The following is a 17,053-nucleotide window of genomic DNA, read 5'->3' as shown; positions in this document are numbered from 1 at the left end:
AGGTCCCTCCGTCCGGTGTCCGGCGCTGCCCAACTCCTTTGCCATACAGGGCATCACGATGCATCACAACCCAACGGACGCCGTTCATGGTGTGGCCCATCGGTTGGGGTGGTGTGGGGAGGGCCCCCGGGCTGGCTCATCATTCGGACTCGGGGAGTCAATACACGTCTCGCATTCACCGCACACCTCCTCGAGGCCGGCATCGACGCCTCGATCGGCACTGTCGGTGACGCCTTGGACAACGCGCTCTTGGAGTCCCAGATCGGCCTCTGCAAAGCAGAGCTGATCAAGCTCCGCAGGCCCTGGCACGGCCTCGCGACGTCGAACTCGGCACCGCGGTGGGTCGACTGGTTCAACAACAGCGCCTCCACAGCGCGATCGGAGACATCCCCCCAGGAGCACGAGAGCCGGCCTGTGTGCTGCCGGCGCCTCCGGGGCCAGGTTCACCGACGCGGCGCTGTTCGGCTGCGCGGTGCTCACCGCAGACGGTGCCGTCCAGCACTCCGCGCGCGTCCGCGAAGCCGAGTCCCTCGCGGTGTTCGGCGTGGGGCCGGCCACGCTGCAGGCCGCCCGGATCGCCGGTGAAGGAGGAGTTCGTCCGCCGGGCGGGCGCAACCGACTATGTCCTGCGGTGCCCTCCTGCGGTCGTCTCCGGGTCCGGCCCGGCGTCCCATGACGCCGGGCCCACAGTGCTGTCCTGACCGGAACCACCTGTACCGCATACGCGAAAGAACTGCTGCGCAACCCGTTGACGTACATACCGTCCGGTCAGTACGTTCCCCGCAGTCGCGATGCCGCCCCCCCGGCTCCCCCATATCCCCCCTGCCCTCCCCCCACCCACCGGAGTGTGCACCCATGGACACGGCGCCTGCCGTAGCACCCGCTCACCCCCCTCCCCACCACGTCCGCGGCCGACGACGCAAGGAGACGGCGACGCATGGTGGCCACAGCCGCCGCCCTCACCTCTGCCGTCGAGCGGTCGGCTCTGGTCCGTACGGCGATCGCCTCGGCACCCGACCCGGCGAACCACTGGCCGCCGTCGTACCGACGCGCCCGCGTCGCCGTGGACGCCGGCACCGCTGGCCACTGCAGTGCGGCGACGCCTTCTACCACCACGGAACGATCGACGGCCACTGCCCGTACCCGCCGCCCTGCGCGCAAAAGATGTCGCAGGCGTGTAACTGACGCCATGGTGGGCGCCGTGCGCAGCGCGCCCACTCATGCTCGACGGCCGTGTCGACCAGATGCGTATGTCAATTCCGGGTGCACGTCGCCCGCAACACGCCGACTGGCTCGGTGCGACCTCGATGCGGGTGCGCGCTGGATGTCGTCAGTGAGGCCAGACTTCTGGGTCGCCTCCGCGACCCGGTGTTCCTCGATGCCCGCGGGCGCGGCGTGCTCTCGCGAGTCGTGGGAAATCGGGCTCTTGCCGGCCCCAAGTAATTCAGTCCAACAGGATAGTTGGACTAGCCAAGGAGACAGATGTCTACTCCCAGCAGTCTCGGCGCCGGGTTCGCCGCGTCGTGCGCCGTGATCCTGAGTGCGGCCGCACCGGTCAGCGCGGCACCCGCCGTTGAGCCGGGCCCATCCATCGGAGGAAAAGTTTATCAGGCGGGTTGGTGGTGGAAGAGCAACGACGAGAACGAGGTCGATAAATCGGGCCTCGTCGCTCGGCCTGAGCCGACGCCGCCGAATGTGCCTGCCGGTGCGATGACCGTGGCGGCGGTCAATGGTGCGGAGGAGATGGTCGCGGCCGTCGAGTTCGCCCTGGAGTACGGCCCTGGCGCGGATGTGACCTCGTTCGATGTGATGCTGAGGGAATCGTCCGCCCCCGACTCGAACGTGAACTCCGACGGCGAGGGCGTCAAGGTCGTGGCGTGCCCTGTCACGGATGCGTTCTGGACCAAGGCCGAGGGTGGAAAGTGGTCGTCGCGGCCGGCTTACGACTGTGAAAGCGCCGCTGCTGCCGGCAAACGCGGCAAGGACGGGATCTGGCACTTCGACCTCACGCCGATCGCGCGGCTCTGGCTGGCGCAGGACAGTCAGCTACCCACCTCGATCGTCCTCGTGGAGCAGGTCGAGGCGCCGATGAGTTTCCAGGTGACCTGGGACGGGCCGTCGGACGAGGGCATCGGCATGAAGCTGGTGGCGACCGGGGGAGCGACACCCCAACCGCCGGCTGACATACCGGCGGACAGCGGGACGACGGGTGATTCGGGTGCGGTCGACACAGGTGCCGGTACGGACGTCTCCGGGGAAGTGCCGGCGGATGCAGGAACCATGCCGGATGACGCCACGGCGCCGGCCGCCACGGAAGCCCGGGACGTGGCCCGTAATAGCGGGCAGCAGTTGCCGGCTGCGGCCACCCCGGTGACGCATGTGGGCTCAATGCTGGAGGACATCCCCGGCGGAGTTCTCTTCCTGATCCCGGTCGGGCTCGGGCTCGCCTATGCGGTGATGTTCGCGCTCGGCCCGAACGGTGAGCCGGTGCTGTCCGGTGCGCGCCATGGTGTGGGCCGCACGCTCGACCAACTCCGGGTGGTCAAGACGCTTTTCAAGGAGGCGAAGTGATCCGGCGACGGTCGAGGCAGATCGGTGTCGCAGCGGTGGCGCTGGCGTTTGCGGTGGTCTCGGGCTGCGGGCAGAAGCCGGGCGTGAGCGGGCTTTACGCCGGGCCGGGTGGACCGAGTGGACAGGGCACCGCTGCAGGTGGGCTCGGAGGGGTTGGTACGGACGGTCAGCCGGTTGATCCAGGCGCCCTGGACACCGGCGCGCAGGATGTGAGTGCGGGCGCCGGTACAGACGCCGCCGGCACCGGGGCCGGGAACGGGACCGGGACGGGCACTGGCGGTACCGGTGGCAGGGTCGGCAGCGGTGGCGGCACCAGCGGGCCGGTGCCGCCGGGTATCGGCGATCCCACATCGCTGAAGCCGGGCGAGCCGATCAAGATCGGCGTGCACGCACCGGTGACGGGCGCGGCGGCGATCCCCCAGAACTCGATCGAGCGCGCGGTGGGCGTGTACGCCGACTACATCAACAAGAAGGGGGGGATCAACGGGCGGAAGCTCCAGGTCAAGCTCGAGAACGACAACTTCGACCCGTCGACTGCGGTATCGAAGTGCAAGAGCTTCATCGAACAGAAGTACTTCCTGGTCATCGGTTCCGCCGGTGCCGACCAGATCGACGCCTGCGCGCGCTACGCGAACTCCCGGCAGTGGCCCTACATCTCGGGAGGTGTGCATGAGTCCAATCCGCGTCTCGGATCGCTGAACGCGCTGCGGACCTACTTCGCGGCCTATCTCACCTATGAGCAGCAGGCGCCGGTGATCACACGTGAGATGAGGGCGGCCTTCTCCGGGCAGAAAGTCGGGCTGATCGTCGCGGAGAACGATAATCTGGACAACTACGCGAAGATACAGGGCAATTCACTGAAGCAGGCGTTCGGAACCAAACTGGTGCTGAACGACCGCGCTCCGAAGAAGATCCAGGCCGAAGCGACGTCGATTGCGGCGAAGATTTGCAACAGCGGTGCGAAGGCGGTCGTGTGGAACGCGAGCCCTGGCGGCCTGGTGAATGTGTCCAAGGCGCTGACGTGCAGCGTGAAATTCTACGGTCCCGGGAACACGAGCGGGCTCAACGTGGTTGCCACGGGTGGCTGCCCGCAGATCGACGGCGCCCGGTTCTTCTCGTCGTACCCGCAATTGGACAAGATCGACTCGATCGACCCCGGATTCCGGAAAGCGTACAGGGCGAAGAACGGCGGAGCTGATCCGGACGATATCGCAATCAATGCCTGGGGCCTCGAGAAGCTGGTCGGTCAGATGCTCCAGGCGGCCGGCAAGAACCTGAGCCACCGCACGTTCATGGCGACGCTCAACAGCGGCAAGACCTTCGACTCCGGGGTGTTCCCGGCGGTCAGGTTCACGCCGAACAAGAGGTTCGGTGGCAGCGCGATGTACCTGCTGGAAGCCGACTGCGGTTCGCGGCAGTACAAGACCCGGCCCGGGAGGTACAAGCCGTGAGCCAGGAGCTGGTCGTCGCCCTGGCCAACGGGTTGTTCCGGGGCAGTGTGTACGCGTTGGTAGCCCTGGGCATCGTGCTGGTGTACCGCGCGACCGGTGTGTTCAACTTCGCGCAGACGGAGTTCGGCACCACCGGCTTGTTCGCAGCCTTCGTGGCCGTGGAAATGTGGCACTGGAACTACGCGCTGGGCCTGCTGTTCGGCATATCCGTGGCCGTCGTCATGGGGCTGGTGACGGAGCGAGTGGTGATCCGTCCGTTGCGACACAGCTCGAAGGTGACGCTGCTGGTAGGTACCGCCGGTGTCGCGACGACCGCGATCGGCATCCAGTTCTGGCTCACCAACGAGCAGCCGATCCGGGAGATGCCGCCGATCGTCGAGGGCTCGATCGCCACGGTTCTGGGAGTCGCCATCACCTACCAGAAGGTGATCACGGTGCTGGTACTGATCGTGGTGGCGCTGGCGCTGGCGGCGTTCTTCCGGTCGCCGTCCGGGCTGGCGATCCAGGCCGCGCAGCAGGAGGCCACCGCCGCCGAACTGGTGGGCATCAGCGTGCGCCGCGTGTCGATGATGACGTGGGGAATCGCCGCGGCCCTCGGTGGGCTGGCGGGGATCCTGTCGGGTCCCAACGACACCTTCACCGCGGCGTTCCTCACCTTCGGCGGCGGTGCGGCGCTGCTGCCCGGCCTCATGGCCGCGGTGCTCGCCGGGATGCGCAGCATGCCCGGGGCGCTGGCCGGCGGCCTGCTGGTGGGCTTCGTCGAGCAGTTGGGTGCGCTCAGCGCGCTGGCCGGCCTTCCCGGGCCGAAGGCGACGATTCTTTTCGTGTTCCTGCTCGTAGTCCTGCTGCTCCGCCCGGAGGGCCTGTTCGCGCGAAAGGTGGTCGGCGCATGAGTGCGGTACAGGCATCGCCCGGCAAGGAGGCGTCCGCCGAGAGCACGCTCGTTCTGCCCGGCGTGGTGGGGGAGCCCGAGTCACGGTTCCGGCCGACCACCGCCGGGTGGTTCGCCCGCGGCTCGGCGTGGGCGGCCCTGGCGTGGTTCGTGTTCGCGGTTCCCGGCAACTTCCTGTCGCCCTTCGACCTCCATGGCGAGGACATCGGGCATCTGATCACCGCTGCCGTGTTCGTGATCATCGGGCTCTCGCTCAACATCCTGATCGGATACACCGGCACCATCTCGCTCGGCCACCAGGCGTTCGTGGGAATCGGGGCGTTCATGGCGGCCTACATGGAGGTCGACCTGGGCATCGACTTCTGGTTCGCGGTGCCGATCGCGGCGATCGTGGGTGGCTTGCAGGCAGCGGTGCTCGGTGCGATCTCGCTGCGGCTCACCGGGTTGTACTTCGCGCTGGTCACCTTCGCCTATGGCGTGTTCACCGAGGAGAGCATCTTCGGGATCATCGGCTTCACGGGCGGTGATGCCGGCAAGGCGGTCACGCGGCCGATGGGGTTCCAGAGCCCCATGGCCTACTACTACCTGTGCCTCGCGTTCGTGGTCGTGGTGCTGTGGCTGGATTGGCGTCTGACCAGAACCAAGGGCGGACGGGCACTGCAGGCCCTGCGGGAGAACCCGAGGGTGGCGTCCTCCTATGGGATCAACGTCAAGGCCTACACGTTGCTCGCGTTCGTCACCTCGGGAGTGTTCGCGGCCGTGGCCGGAGCGCTGTTCGCGCACGGCAAGGACCTGATCGTCCCGCAGAACTTCGGCTTCGAGCTGGCGCTGTCGTTCATCTTGATGACCGTCGTGGGCGGCTTGCGCAACCGTGCGGGAGTGGTGATCGGCTCGGTGTTTTTCGCACTCATGGAGGGCGGCTGGCTGTTCAAGACCTGGCTGTTCGACACCGTCGGCGTGGACTGGCTGATCGAGGACGGCATCGGGTTGCCGCTGAGTTTCGTGCCCCATGTCCTCGGCCCCATCCTGCTGATCCTGACGCTGACCACCCACCCCGGCGGTCTCGGGCAGCAGATCGCACCGATCAAGGAATGGATGCTCGGCCGGAAGTTCGACATCCACACCGGGAAGGTGCGGGACGTGGAGGTAACCGATGTCCGTGCTTGAGGTCGACAACGTCAGTATCCACTTCGGCGGCGTGAAGGCGCTGCAGCACATTGACCTGAAGGTTGGTGAGTGGGAGATCGTCGGCATCATCGGCCCGAATGGGGCCGGCAAGACGACGCTGTTCAACTGCATCACCGGGTTCTACAGCCCCACCAGCGGTGGCGTCCGCTACCGGGGAACGAACATCACCGGCAAGCCGGTGCACGAGCGCACCAAGCTCGGGATCGGCCGCACGTTCCAGAACGTCGGCCTGGTGAAGAACACCACCGTGCTGGAGAACCTGGTGACCGCCCAGCACCTGGAGACCGACTACGACCCGTTCGCCGGCATCCTCGGCGGACCGGCCACTTTCGCCGAGGAGCGCAGGCTCGCCGACCGGGCACACCAGATCCTCGAGCTGATGAACCTCGAGGGAGTCGCGCAGGCCCGAGTGGCCGACCTGCCCTACGGCGTGCTCAAGAAGGTGGAGATCGCCGCGGTGCTGGCCACCGACCCCGACCTGCTGCTTCTGGACGAGCCGGGCTCGGGCATGGGACCGGAGGAAGCCCACCAGCTCGGTGACACGCTGCTCGAACTGCGCAAGGAGTTCGGCGTGACGATCGTGATGATCGACCACCATGTGCCGCTCGTCACCAGGGTGTCCGACTACGTCTACTGCCTCAACTTCGGCCAGGTGCTGGCGGAAGGCAAACCGGACGAGGTGCGGCGGCATCCCGAGGTCGTGCGCGCCTACCTGGGCGAGGACCCGGAGGAACCCGAGGCATCCACGGTCACCACGGCCGACGCGCCGGCCACCGAGCGGGCGAGAGAGGAGTACGTCTGATGGCGCTGCTCGAAGTGCGCGACCTCGTGGTCGGCTACGACCAGTACCCGGTGCTGCACGGCGTCAGCTTCGACGTCGAGCAGGGCGAGTGCTGCGTGCTGCTCGGCCTGAACGGCGCGGGCAAGACCACCACGGTCACCACAGTCGCGGGGATGCTGCAGCCGCAGTCCGGCTCCATCACCTTCGACGGCAAGGAGCTGCGCAAGGGCTCGCCGTCACAGCGGGTGGCCGGCGGCATCTCGCTCAGTCCGGAGGGCCGGCGGCTGTTCCCGCGGCTGACGGTGAGTCAGAACCTCAAGCTCGGCGCGTGGTCCCGCCGCCGCGACTCCAAGACGCTCAAGCGGCAGATGGACCTCGTGCGGGACTACTTCCCGCGCCTGGCCGAGCGGGAGAACCAGATCGCCGGCACGCTGTCCGGCGGCGAGCAGCAGATGCTGGCGGTGGGGCGCGCGATGATGTCCCGCCCCAAGCTGCTACTGATCGACGAAGCCTCGCTCGGCCTGTCGCCCACCGTGGCGCGCACCGTTTGGGAGGTCACCTCGCGGATCAAGGCCGACGGCACCACGGTGCTGATGGTGGAACAGAACGCCGGCGCGCTGCCGTTCGCGGACCGCGCGCTGATCATGGAAAAGGGAACGTTGGTGTACACCGGCGTGGGAGACGAGTTGCGGACCGTCAACCTGCGCGAGGCGTACCTCGGATCAGGTGCATAGGAGTCATACATAATGCAGATCAACTTCGGTCGGCTGGGCGGGCAGCTCGGTGTGCTGCTGTGCCTGATCGGTTTCGTCCTGATGTCCCTCGGCTGGAACGGCGCGGCGAGCTACAACTCACTTCCGGCGCAGTTCCCCTACCTGATCTCCGGCGGCGTCATCGGCCTGGCGGTCGTGGTGGTGGGCGCCGCGATGCTCATCGTGCAGAACCACCGGGTGGACCGGGTGCGTTTGGAGGCGGCGATCGACCGTCTCGCCGTCGCCGCGGAGAAACAGGGGCTCGGCGGTCCCGGCGTGCAGGGTCCCGGCTTCAGCGGCTTCGTGGTGGCCGGTGCAGCGTCCTACCACCGTGTCGATTGCCGGCTGTCGGAGGCGCGGGACGAGTCCGAGCTGATCGGCATCGATGCGGCGATCGATCGCAACCTCGCGCCCTGCCGGGTCTGCGCGCCGCCGCGCGTTGCGATACCCGCCCGGCAGGGTTGAGGCGGGCCCTGCCACAACTGCGCAACACGAGAGCCTCGTGAGGAGAGACGCTGACGTGCTTCTGACCAAGTGGCCGTGGCTGCGGATCAAGGTCACCCCCGCGGTGGCCGGGGCGGTTGCCGCGACCACCGCGGCGACCGGTGTGGCGCTGTACCAGGTCGCCCAGCCGGCCGAAGCCAGCCAGGTCATGGCGGGCGCGGTAGACGGCGGAAGACCGCTGTATCCCGAGCCGCCACCGGTGGGCGCCCTGTTGCTGGAGCCCTCACCGGCTCCGTCGGCGACGCACGCCGACGAGCGTGATCGTACGGATCGGATGCGGCCGGTAGAGGCCGTCGCGATCCCCGCGCGAGTGCTGGCCGCCTACCGGAATGCGGTGGCCGTGCTGAACGAGCGGCGACCTGGTTGTGGGCTCGGATGGCCGCTGCTGGCGGCGATCGGCCGCGTGGAATCGGGTCACGCCCGCGGTGGCCGGGTCAATGCGGACGGCAGCACCATCACCCCCATCCTCGGCCCCCGGTTGGACGGCGGCCCCGGTGTGGCGGCGATCCGCGATACGGACAACGGGGTCCATGACCATGACACCGCATGGGACCACGCAGTCGGTCCCATGCAGTTCATTCCCTCGACGTGGCACCGTTGGGGAGCCGATGGCAACGGTGACGGCACCGCCGACCCGCACAACGTGGACGATTCCACGCTCGCGGCGGCCCACTACCTGTGCGCCGCGGGAGGAGACGTGAGCCGGGACGGCGGCCTGCGCCGAGCCGTGCTCGCGTACAACCACTCCGAGCAGTACCTGGACCTGGTGCTCGCGTGGATGCGCGTCTACGCGGGCGAGGCGGCGGCGGTCGGGACGTTGCCGGCCACGCAACCGACGCGCACTGCGCCGCCGGAACCGCGCCCCAGCGACGAGCCCTCACGGCGGGACAAGGAACCACCACGACAGCCTCCACGGCAAGGCAAGGAGGAGAGCCCGTCCCCGAGCCCAGACGGACCACCTGAGCGACAGGAGCCGGACGCGCCCGCTCCGTCGGATCAGCCATCCGAACCGGAGGTACCGGATCTGCCGCTGACCACTGATCAGTAGCCGGTATGAAGCCACCCGGCGGCGGAGCCGCCGGGTGGCCCCGGCAAGAAGAGGGTGCCCGCTCTCCCCGGCCGCGTCGACGCCGAGCCGCCTTACGGCCGCTGCGCGAGCGGTGACCCGGCCGGCTCGACCGGGCCGGAGAACAGCAGCCTCGGGGTCGGCCCGGGAGGTGTACCGGAAACCGGTACACCATCAAGAGGGAAGCCCCGCATGCAAGGGGCGCGGGTCACCACGAGACGACCTGCCTCGCCGACCCGCACGTGCAGATCGGGCTGGTCGCGGCCGACGGCGGCCTGCTCACCTCACCCTGCACACCAGCCTGCTCCTCGCGAAAGCACCAAACAACCATGCCGCGCCCGCCGCTGACAACAGGTCATGCCGACGGCGCGGGCGCTGGTTCGTGATGAGAACGAACAAAGGAAAGAGGGTTGCCCCGCAGGGGCGACCGCCTGATGCGCCGGTAGCCGACCGAGTGCCTTGAGACATTGTGAGGTTGACCATGCAGGAACCCGGAAAGCCGCAATCCGGTCATGACGATCGCCTCGGACGCCCGGTGATGTCGCTGTCCGATCCCCACGCGACACGGCCGGAGCGCCATGTCCGCATGGTGCGTTGGAAGAAGTTGGCCAGAGCGCTGTCGACGATACTGGTGGTGCAGCATGTCGTACCTTCCTCGGCAGCTGTCGCTACGGCCGCTGCTGAGGAGAGAGTCGTCACTCACCCGGGTGCCGGCGGCGGAAGCACCCCTCTCTATCCCGCTTATCCCGATTTCCCGTCACTGTCGGATCTGCCGAGTGCGACCGACAGCCCTGCCGTGCGGAACGGGGGAGGCCGGGAGCAGGCGCGGCCTGTTGTCCAGGGGATTCCGGCGACGGTGCTGCAGGCCTACCAGCGGGCGGTGGACAACACCAGGGCATCGCAGCCGGGCTGCCACCTGCAACTGCCGTTGCTGGCGGCGATCGGGAAGGTGGAGTCCGGGCATGCGCGGGGCGGTGATGTCGACGCCCAGGGCACCACTCGGACGCCGATTCTGGGACCGCGGTTGGACGGCAGTCCCGGTGTGGCGGCGATCTCCGACACGGATCACGGGGTCTACGACGACGACACCGTCTGGGACCGCGCTGTCGGATCCATGCAGTTCATCCCGTCCACCTGGCGCAGCTGGGCCGCCGACGGCAATGCCGACAGCAGGGCCGATCCGAACAACGTCTTCGATGCTTCGCTGGCCGCAGGCCGGTACCTGTGCGCGGCCGGCGATGATGTGGCCACACCTCAGGGGCTGCGGCGGGCCGTGCTCGCGTACAACCACTCAGAGTCCTATCTCAACCTGGTACTGGCCTGGATGCGCGTATATTCCGGTGGCCCCGTCGCGGTGCCCGACACACCGGGCTCGGATTCTGACACCGCACCGGGTGTGCCTCGCCACCACGCACGGCAACCGGAACGCACATCGCCGCCACGCAGGGCGGACAGCACTCTGGAACCGGGGCGACCCGCCGGCAACCAGTCCGCTCCGGTGCCATCCCCGGGCACGAGTACGCCGGGCGGCGAGGGGGGCGGCGCCGCCCCCGGTGGTGCCCTGCCTTCGTCGCCCGACGCACCCACCCCGCCGGCTCCCGTCCCGACCTCGTCGGCACCTCCGTCGACTGTGCCAACCATCAATACCGGCACCACCGGTTGATCCGTTGGGAAGCTGATGAGACGCCACCTGACGACCGCTTCCCGTTACCCGTCTGCCGCGCCTTGACCGCTGTGCCGCCGCGCGGAGGTCGCTCGGCGGGACCGGACGGGCCGCATGAGCGGTGGACCACCCCGGCAAGCTGCGGCGAACACGGGCTCCGCCCGTGCTCGCCGCGCCCTGCGCTGCCTGTCGGTCCACCCTCCGCGGCCGCCTGAACGACGGCCCGAGCACGGGCGAACACCAGGGCAACGAAACGGAGACAGCGCGCGGCCCGCGCCAACTGGCTGCTGTGTTCACATACTTCTCGGGAACCGGTCACATCAGGGGCGGCCGTGGGACATCAACCCGCACGAGGGTTCTGGCGGTTCACACCGAACAGCCAAGGAGGACCTCGTGGGCGTACGTCCCCTATCCCGGCGGAAGTTGCTCGGCCTCGGCGGCGCAGGGGCCGCGGCGCTGATGCTGGGCACCGGCGAGTGGAGCTCCGGCGCCGCGTTCGCGGCCCCCACCCTGACCGGCAACCCCTTCACACTCGGCGTCGCTTCCGGCGACCCGCGGTCCGACGGCGTCGTGCTGTGGACCCGGCTGGCCCCCGACCCGTTCGCCCAGGACGGCATGGGCGGCATGCCCGACGCACCCGTCCGCGTCCACTACGAGGTCGCCGAGGACGAGCGGTTCCGCCGCGTCGTGCGCAGCGGCAGCGTCGTCGCCACGCGCGAACTCGCCCACTCCGTGCATCCCGAGATCGAGGGCCTTCGGCCCGACCGGGTCTACTACTACCGCTTCCGCGCGGGCTCCGAGATCTCGCCGGTCGGCCGCACCCGGACCACCCCGCTGCCGTGGGCGAACCCTGCCGACCTGAAGTTCGCGTTCGCCTCCTGCCAGGCCTGGCAGGACGGGTACTTCACCGCCTACCAGCACATGGCCGAGGAGGACCTCGACCTGGTGGTCCACCTCGGCGACTACCTCTACGAGTACGGCGTCAAGACGAACAGGCGCGGCGTCACCACCGACCCGAAGTTCCACACCGAGACGGTCGATCTCGCCCGCTACCGGCTCCAGTACGGCCTCTACAAGTCCGAGGCCCCGCTCCAGCAGGCCCACGCCCGCTTCCCGTGGATCATGACGTTCGACGACCACGAGGTGGAGAACAACTGGGCCGACGGCATCCCGGAGAAGGACCAGGACCCCGCGGCCTTCATGCTGCGCAGGGCCGCGGCCTTCCAGGCCCTGTACGAGCACGCGCCGCTGCGCCGCCCCCAGCTCCCGGAGGGCCCGGACGTGCAGATGTACCGCAGGCTCTCCTACGGGCGCCTCGCCGACTTCACCATGCTCGACACCCGGCAGTACCGCGACGACCAGCCGTGCGGCGACGGCATCTCGGCGGACTGCACCGACCGGTTCGCCCCCGACCGGACCCTGCTCGGCGCACCGCAGCGCGACTGGGTCCTCAGGGGTTTCAGCCGCTCCCCGGCCCGCTGGCAGGTCCTCGGCAACCAGGCCCCCATGGGCCAGACCGACCACGACCCGGGCCCCGGCACCAAGGTGTGGATGGACCCCTGGGACGGTTACGCCGCCGAGCGCAACCGGCTGCTCGCCGAGGCGGACTCCCGCGGGGTGCGCAACCTCGTCGTCATCACCGGCGACCGGCACCAGAACTACGCCTGGGACCTCAAGCGGGACTACGCGGATCCGGAGTCGGCCACGGTCGGAGCCGAGTTCGTCGGCACATCCGTCACCAGCGGCGGCGACGGCGCCGACATGACCGCCGAGGGCCAGACGTTCCTCGCCGCCAACCCGCACATGAAGTTCTTCAACGGCCAGCGCGGTTACGTGCGCGTCCGCGTCGACCGCCGGCGCTGGACGAGCGACTTCCGTGTCCTGCCGTACGTCACCAGGCCCGGAGCTCCGGTCAGCACGCGCGCGAGCGTCGTGGTCGAGGACGGCGTGCCCGGCGTCCAGGTCTGACCGGGCAGCACCTCACGCGAAGACCGCACCGGCGGACGCCGGTGCGGTCTTCCCCGTGCTCGGCTCACCTCCGTGACACAGTCCGCCGCCCACCCCGCCGCGAACGGGACGCACGCCGGCTGTGCGGGTCTGGCAGCGGTCGGACCTGTCCTGGTGGGGTCGTTGCCCGGGTCAGATCCGGCCGTGACTGCGGCGACGCAGGAGGACGGCTCCAGCGGCCGCGGCCATGCCTGTCAGGGCGGCGCCCGCGGCGACCTCAGTGGTGCCAGGTGTGTAAGAGCCACCGAGGCCGCCTTGCGCCGCCGTGCCGGCGAGGACGGTGAAGGTGGCGCTGGCGGTGCGGCCGCCGCAGTGCACGGTCAGGGTGGCCCTGCCCGGGGTCGCGGTGTTGTCCACCCGCGCGGTGGCCGTCGTCGTCGTGCCCCGGGGCATCGTGACGGTGGGAAAGACGGCCGAGGTGACAGTACCGCCGCCGGTACAGCCCGAGGCGGTGACCGACAGCGTCGCGCCCTGATGCACCTGCCCCGGGCTCACCCGCACATTCGACGGCCCCGCTCCCGCCGAGGGAGCGCCGCTCGCCCACGCCACCGTCGGCGAGAGCGTCAGTACCCCGACGACAGCGGCTTCGGCCAGCCCGATACATCTCCGTGAAACACGCATGACACTCCTCAACGGAAGGCAGCCCTGGAGGCGGAAGGCGTGGCCGCAGCGTTCCCCGAGGGGGTGTCGTTGGCTGCCTCCCGTACACACTGTGCGCACGATCACCGGCAGCGGCACGCCCACATCACCCTTGCCGTCTCCCGAAGAAGGGCGGAAGCCCAGGTGACAGGCGGTACCGACAGCATGGGCCGGGCGGTGGCGTGTTGGTGCAATCGGCCTATCGACGGCCCCCGCGTGCGGACCTGTTCCGCCTGGCCCGGCCGACGGGAGGCCCCCACCCCGCCGGTCCAGGACAACAGGTCGGCTCGGTCAGGCGCTCAGCGCCGCCGAGACGACCGCGCGGGCCTCCTCCTGGACGCGGGCCAGGTGGTCGGGGCCGAGGAAGGACTCCGCGTACACCTTGTACACGTCCTCCGTGCCGGAAGGGCGCGCCGCGAACCAGGCACTGGCCGTGGTGACCTTGATGCCGCCGATCGCCGCCCCGTTGCCCGGCGCCTCGGTGAGCACGCCGGTGACGGGCTCCCCGGCGAGGGTGCCGGCGGTCACCTGGCCCGGGGAGAGACGGCTCAGCACCGCCTTCTCCTCCCGCGTGGCCGGCGCGTCGACCCGGGCGTATGCCGGCTCGCCGAAGCGGGCGGTGAGCTCCGCGTACTGCTCGCTCGGCGTCCGGCCCGTCACCGCCAGCATCTCGGAGGCGAGCAGGGCCATGACGATGCCGTCCTTGTCGGTGGTCCACACCGATCCGTCGCGGCGCAGGAACGAGGCGCCGGCCGACTCCTCGCCGCCGAAGCCGAGCGTGCCGTCCGCCAGCCCGTCCACGAACCACTTGAAGCCGACGGGCACTTCCACCAGCTCGCGGCCGAGGTCGGCGGCCACCCGGTCGATCATCCCGGACGACACGAGCGTCTTGCCGACAGCAGCGCGGGCGGGCCACCGCTCGCGGTGGCGGTAGAGATAGCCGATCGCGACCGCCAAGTAGTGGTTGGGGTTCATCAGCCCGCCGTCCGGCGTGACGATGCCGTGCCGGTCGGCGTCCGCGTCGTTGCCGGTGGCGACGGCGTAGCGGTGCCGGGTCTCGATCAGCGAGGCCATCGCGTACGGCGACGAGCAGTCCATCCGGATCCTGCCGTCCCAGTCGAGCGTCATGAACCGCCACGTGGGATCGGTGTGCGGGTTCACCACCGTCAGGTCGAGCCGGTGCTCCTCCGCGATACGGCCCCAGTACGCCACCGAGGCGCCGCCGAGCGGGTCCGCCCCGATCCGCACCCCCGCGGCGCGCACCGCGTCCAGGTCGAGTACCGCGGGCAGGTCCCGCACGTACGAGCCGAGGAAGTCGTACCGGCCCGTCGTCTCCGCGGCCAGGGCCCGCGTGTACGGAATCCGCCGTACGTCCTTCAGCCCGCCGCCGATGATCTCGTTCGCCCGTTCCTGGATCCAGCCGGTCGCCTCCGACCCGGCCGGTCCGCCGTTCGGCGGGTTGTACTTGAAACCGCCGTCCGACGGCGGATTGTGCGACGGCGTGACCACCACCCCGTCCGCCCGCCCTGCGGGACGTGAGCGGTTGTGGGCGAGGACGGCGTGCGACACCGCCGGCGTGGGCGTGTAGCCGTCGGCCGTGTCGACCAGGACGGTCACGCCGTTGGCCGCGAAGACCTCGACGGCGGTCACCCGCGCGGGCTCGGACAGCGCATGGGTGTCCGCGCCCAGGAACAGCGGCCCGTCGACGCCCTGACGCGCCCGGTACTCGCAGATCGCCTGGCTCGTGGCGGCGATGTGGTCCTCGTTGAAGGCCGTCGCGAGGGAGGAACCGCGGTGCCCCGACGTGCCGAACGCGACACGCTGCGCCGGGTCCGCCGGATCGGGGTGCAGGGCGTAGTACGCGGTCACCAGCCGCGCCACGTCGATGAGGTCCTCGGGCCGCGCCTGCTGTCCCGCGCGCTCGTTCGGCATCCGTCCACTCCTCCGCGTCGGTCGGGTGCGTTCAGTGTGGCGTCCCCCGGCCCGGCGGCGCGAGGCGGCCCCCGCCGGCACGGCCGCGTATCCGGCCAGGAACCTCACGGGGCCCCACGGCGTTGCCATGGTGACGCGCGGGTACGCGCCGAGTACGGACCGGAACGACACATGCAGAAGCCGAGGTGCACCAGTGGCGATGTGGGATCGGATCAAGGACCAGGCCAAGAGCCTGCAGCAGCAGTCCCAGGGCGTGCGGGGCGCAGGCGGACACGGCAGGCCGGGAGCGGGTTCCTCGGGCGGCTCCCGGGCCCAGCTGGTGAGCACGCTGAAGTCGCAGCTCACCTCGTTGAAGACGGAGTTGAAGAGCGGCGCCTACCGGGACGCGAGCATGGCGATGTGCGCCCTCGTCGCCGCCGCCGACGGCCACGTCGACCCGGCCGAGAGGCAGCACGTCGAATCGCTGATCCTGAGCAACGACGTCCTGCAGAACTTCCCGCCGGAGCAGCTGCGCCAGCGGTTCAACAAGCATGTCGACCAGCTGGCCTTCAACTTCCCGCAGGGGAAGGGAGAGGCCATGCAGGAGGTCGCCAAGGCGGCGAAGAAGCCGGCGGAGGCCCGCGCCGTCATCCAGACCGGTTTCGTCGTCGCCGGCGCGGACGGATACGTGGCGCCCGCCGAGGAGCAGATGCTGCGCGAGGCGTGCTCCGTCCTCGGTCTGTCACCCACCGAGTTCGGTCTGTGAGCGAGGCTCCGCCGCCGTCCGGAGGAGGGACGGCGGCGGAGCCGCCGGGTCAGGATTCGTCCCGCAGGGATTCGTCTACGCCGCGCACCCTGTCCTTGGTGTCGCCGACGGCCTTCTTGGCGTGGCCCTTCGCCTTGTCAGTGCGGCCCTCGGCCTCCATCCGCTCGTTGCCGGTGGCCTTGCCCATGGCTTCCTTGGCCTTGCCCTTCAGCCTGTCGCCCCTGCCCTTGTTCTTCGCCATGATGTGCTCCCGTGTGCAGGCGGCCGCAGGTCCGCGGCCGAGTGAAATCACACCCTGCGGGTACCCCGATTCTGAACGACATGCATGCGCAGCGGCAGGTCATCGCAGTGGCCGCGCCGGTACGGCGTCCTGGGAGGCGCCGACCGAGCGCCCGGGCCACGATGGAAGAAGGCGGTGGCATTCATGAACAACAGTCCTGAAACCTATGAGCTCGTGTTCCAGGCGCCCGCCGTGGAGGACGACGTCGTCGTGGTCCGTCGTACGGAGCGGGCGGGCGCGGGCGGCTACCCCGTCTACGAGGACGACACCGGCATCGTGCGCGCGGAGATCAGCGACCGCGGCGAGGTGCGGATGCTGGCCAGCGGCGGACACCAGACGTACCACTTCCCGGTGGCGGCCCGCGTCCCGCCCCCGGACCGGGCGGGCCCCCCACCGGAGGCTCCGCCCGGCGGCCGGAGGGGTCAGCCGGCGGCGGCCTGAAGCAGTTCGCACTGCGGCGGGCCGGGAGCGGCCCGGCCGCCCGCCGGGCTGCGCCCGCAGAGGGAAGGCGGCCTGCGGGGAGCGCCCGCCGTGCCCTGGGGCCTCGCCCGGACCGCGGCCGGCGCGGAGCACGCCCGGCCT

General features: G+C 69.8%; 15 protein-coding genes and 2 pseudogenes. 14 read left to right on the top strand and 3 right to left on the bottom strand.

What is annotated here, in order from left to right; translation table 11 throughout:
• Positions 1-122 precede the first annotated feature (122 nt).
• The 12 genes and pseudogenes from HW130_RS36060 to HW130_RS21285 form a co-directional block, all read left to right on the top strand.
• Positions 123-395: pseudogene (locus tag HW130_RS36060) on the top strand (integrase core domain-containing protein); the annotation flags it as partial.
• An 18-nt stretch (positions 396-413) separates the two neighbouring features.
• A pseudogene (locus HW130_RS21335) lies at positions 414-629 on the top strand (alcohol dehydrogenase); the annotation flags it as partial.
• An 853-nt stretch (positions 630-1,482) separates the two neighbouring features.
• Complete coding sequence (locus tag HW130_RS21330) at positions 1,483-2,571, top strand: hypothetical protein (protein ID WP_177151253.1); 1,089 nt, start codon at positions 1,483-1,485, stop codon at positions 2,569-2,571.
• A complete protein-coding gene (locus tag HW130_RS21325) occupies positions 2,568-4,022 on the top strand; it encodes an ABC transporter substrate-binding protein (RefSeq protein WP_177151252.1) in 1,455 nt (484 codons plus the stop codon). Before HW130_RS21330 ends, HW130_RS21325 begins: the two co-directional genes overlap by 4 nt.
• The gene (locus HW130_RS21320) at positions 4,019-4,915 is read left to right on the top strand and encodes a branched-chain amino acid ABC transporter permease (RefSeq protein ID WP_177151251.1); all 897 of its coding nucleotides are present in this window, start codon (positions 4,019-4,021) and stop codon (positions 4,913-4,915) included. The genes HW130_RS21325 and HW130_RS21320 overlap by 4 nt, the downstream gene beginning before the upstream one ends.
• Positions 4,912-6,081, top strand: a complete 1,170-nt coding sequence (locus HW130_RS21315) for a branched-chain amino acid ABC transporter permease (protein ID WP_177151250.1) — start codon at positions 4,912-4,914, stop codon at positions 6,079-6,081. Before HW130_RS21320 ends, HW130_RS21315 begins: the two co-directional genes overlap by 4 nt.
• Positions 6,068-6,904, top strand: a complete 837-nt coding sequence (locus HW130_RS21310) for an ABC transporter ATP-binding protein (RefSeq protein WP_177151249.1) — start codon at positions 6,068-6,070, stop codon at positions 6,902-6,904. Before HW130_RS21315 ends, HW130_RS21310 begins: the two co-directional genes overlap by 14 nt.
• Positions 6,901-7,617: an ABC transporter ATP-binding protein gene (locus tag HW130_RS21305; RefSeq protein ID WP_218183818.1), complete on the top strand. Its 717-nt coding sequence runs from the start codon at positions 6,901-6,903 to the stop codon at positions 7,615-7,617. Before HW130_RS21310 ends, HW130_RS21305 begins: the two co-directional genes overlap by 4 nt.
• A gap of 12 nt (positions 7,618-7,629) precedes the next feature.
• Positions 7,630-8,100 (top strand): hypothetical protein, encoded by a 471-nt coding sequence (locus HW130_RS21300; protein ID WP_177151247.1) that lies wholly within the window; start codon positions 7,630-7,632, stop codon positions 8,098-8,100.
• 55 nt (positions 8,101-8,155) lie between these two features.
• Positions 8,156-9,187, top strand: a complete 1,032-nt coding sequence (locus tag HW130_RS21295) for a lytic murein transglycosylase (protein WP_309140509.1) — start codon at positions 8,156-8,158, stop codon at positions 9,185-9,187.
• A gap of 499 nt (positions 9,188-9,686) precedes the next feature.
• Entirely contained in the window at positions 9,687-10,868 is a 1,182-nt protein-coding gene (locus HW130_RS21290) for a lytic transglycosylase domain-containing protein (RefSeq protein WP_256356229.1), read from the top strand.
• 459 nt (positions 10,869-11,327) lie between these two features.
• Positions 11,328-12,836 carry an alkaline phosphatase D family protein gene (locus tag HW130_RS21285; RefSeq protein ID WP_218183816.1) on the top strand — a complete coding sequence of 503 codons (1,509 nt, stop codon included), beginning with the start codon at positions 11,328-11,330 and terminating at the stop codon, positions 12,834-12,836.
• A gap of 171 nt (positions 12,837-13,007) precedes the next feature.
• Here HW130_RS21285 and HW130_RS21280 read toward each other — a convergent pair whose 3' ends face one another.
• Both HW130_RS21280 and pgm read right to left on the bottom strand, forming a co-directional pair.
• Positions 13,008-13,496, bottom strand: a complete 489-nt coding sequence (locus tag HW130_RS21280; RefSeq protein WP_256356221.1) for a hypothetical protein — start codon at positions 13,494-13,496, stop codon at positions 13,008-13,010.
• 309 nt (positions 13,497-13,805) lie between these two features.
• Complete coding sequence (gene pgm / locus HW130_RS21275) at positions 13,806-15,446, bottom strand: phosphoglucomutase (alpha-D-glucose-1,6-bisphosphate-dependent) (RefSeq protein ID WP_177151245.1); 1,641 nt, start codon at positions 15,444-15,446, stop codon at positions 13,806-13,808.
• 193 nt (positions 15,447-15,639) lie between these two features.
• On the opposite strand from pgm, the gene HW130_RS21270 reads away from it, so the two are divergent.
• Positions 15,640-16,191 carry a tellurite resistance TerB family protein gene (locus HW130_RS21270; RefSeq protein ID WP_177151244.1) on the top strand — a complete coding sequence of 184 codons (552 nt, stop codon included), beginning with the start codon at positions 15,640-15,642 and terminating at the stop codon, positions 16,189-16,191.
• 49 nt (positions 16,192-16,240) lie between these two features.
• Here the strand turns inward: HW130_RS21270 and HW130_RS21265 are convergent, their stop codons facing one another.
• On the bottom strand, positions 16,241-16,432 hold the full coding sequence (locus HW130_RS21265; protein WP_177151243.1) for a CsbD family protein: 192 nt from the start codon (positions 16,430-16,432) through the stop codon (positions 16,241-16,243).
• A gap of 183 nt (positions 16,433-16,615) precedes the next feature.
• Here HW130_RS21265 and HW130_RS36055 point away from each other — a divergent pair, with 183 nt between their 5' ends.
• Positions 16,616-16,912 (top strand): DUF6296 family protein, encoded by a 297-nt coding sequence (locus HW130_RS36055; protein WP_256356220.1) that lies wholly within the window; start codon positions 16,616-16,618, stop codon positions 16,910-16,912.
• Positions 16,913-17,053 lie beyond the last annotated feature (141 nt).

The sequence above is a fragment of the Streptomyces sp. PKU-EA00015 genome, from assembly GCF_013387495.1.
In the GTDB taxonomy this organism is placed as follows: Bacteria; Actinomycetota; Actinomycetes; order Streptomycetales; family Streptomycetaceae; genus Streptomyces.
The sequence above is the reverse complement of the archived record's forward strand: the minus strand, read 5'-3'. Positions and strand labels throughout refer to the sequence as shown.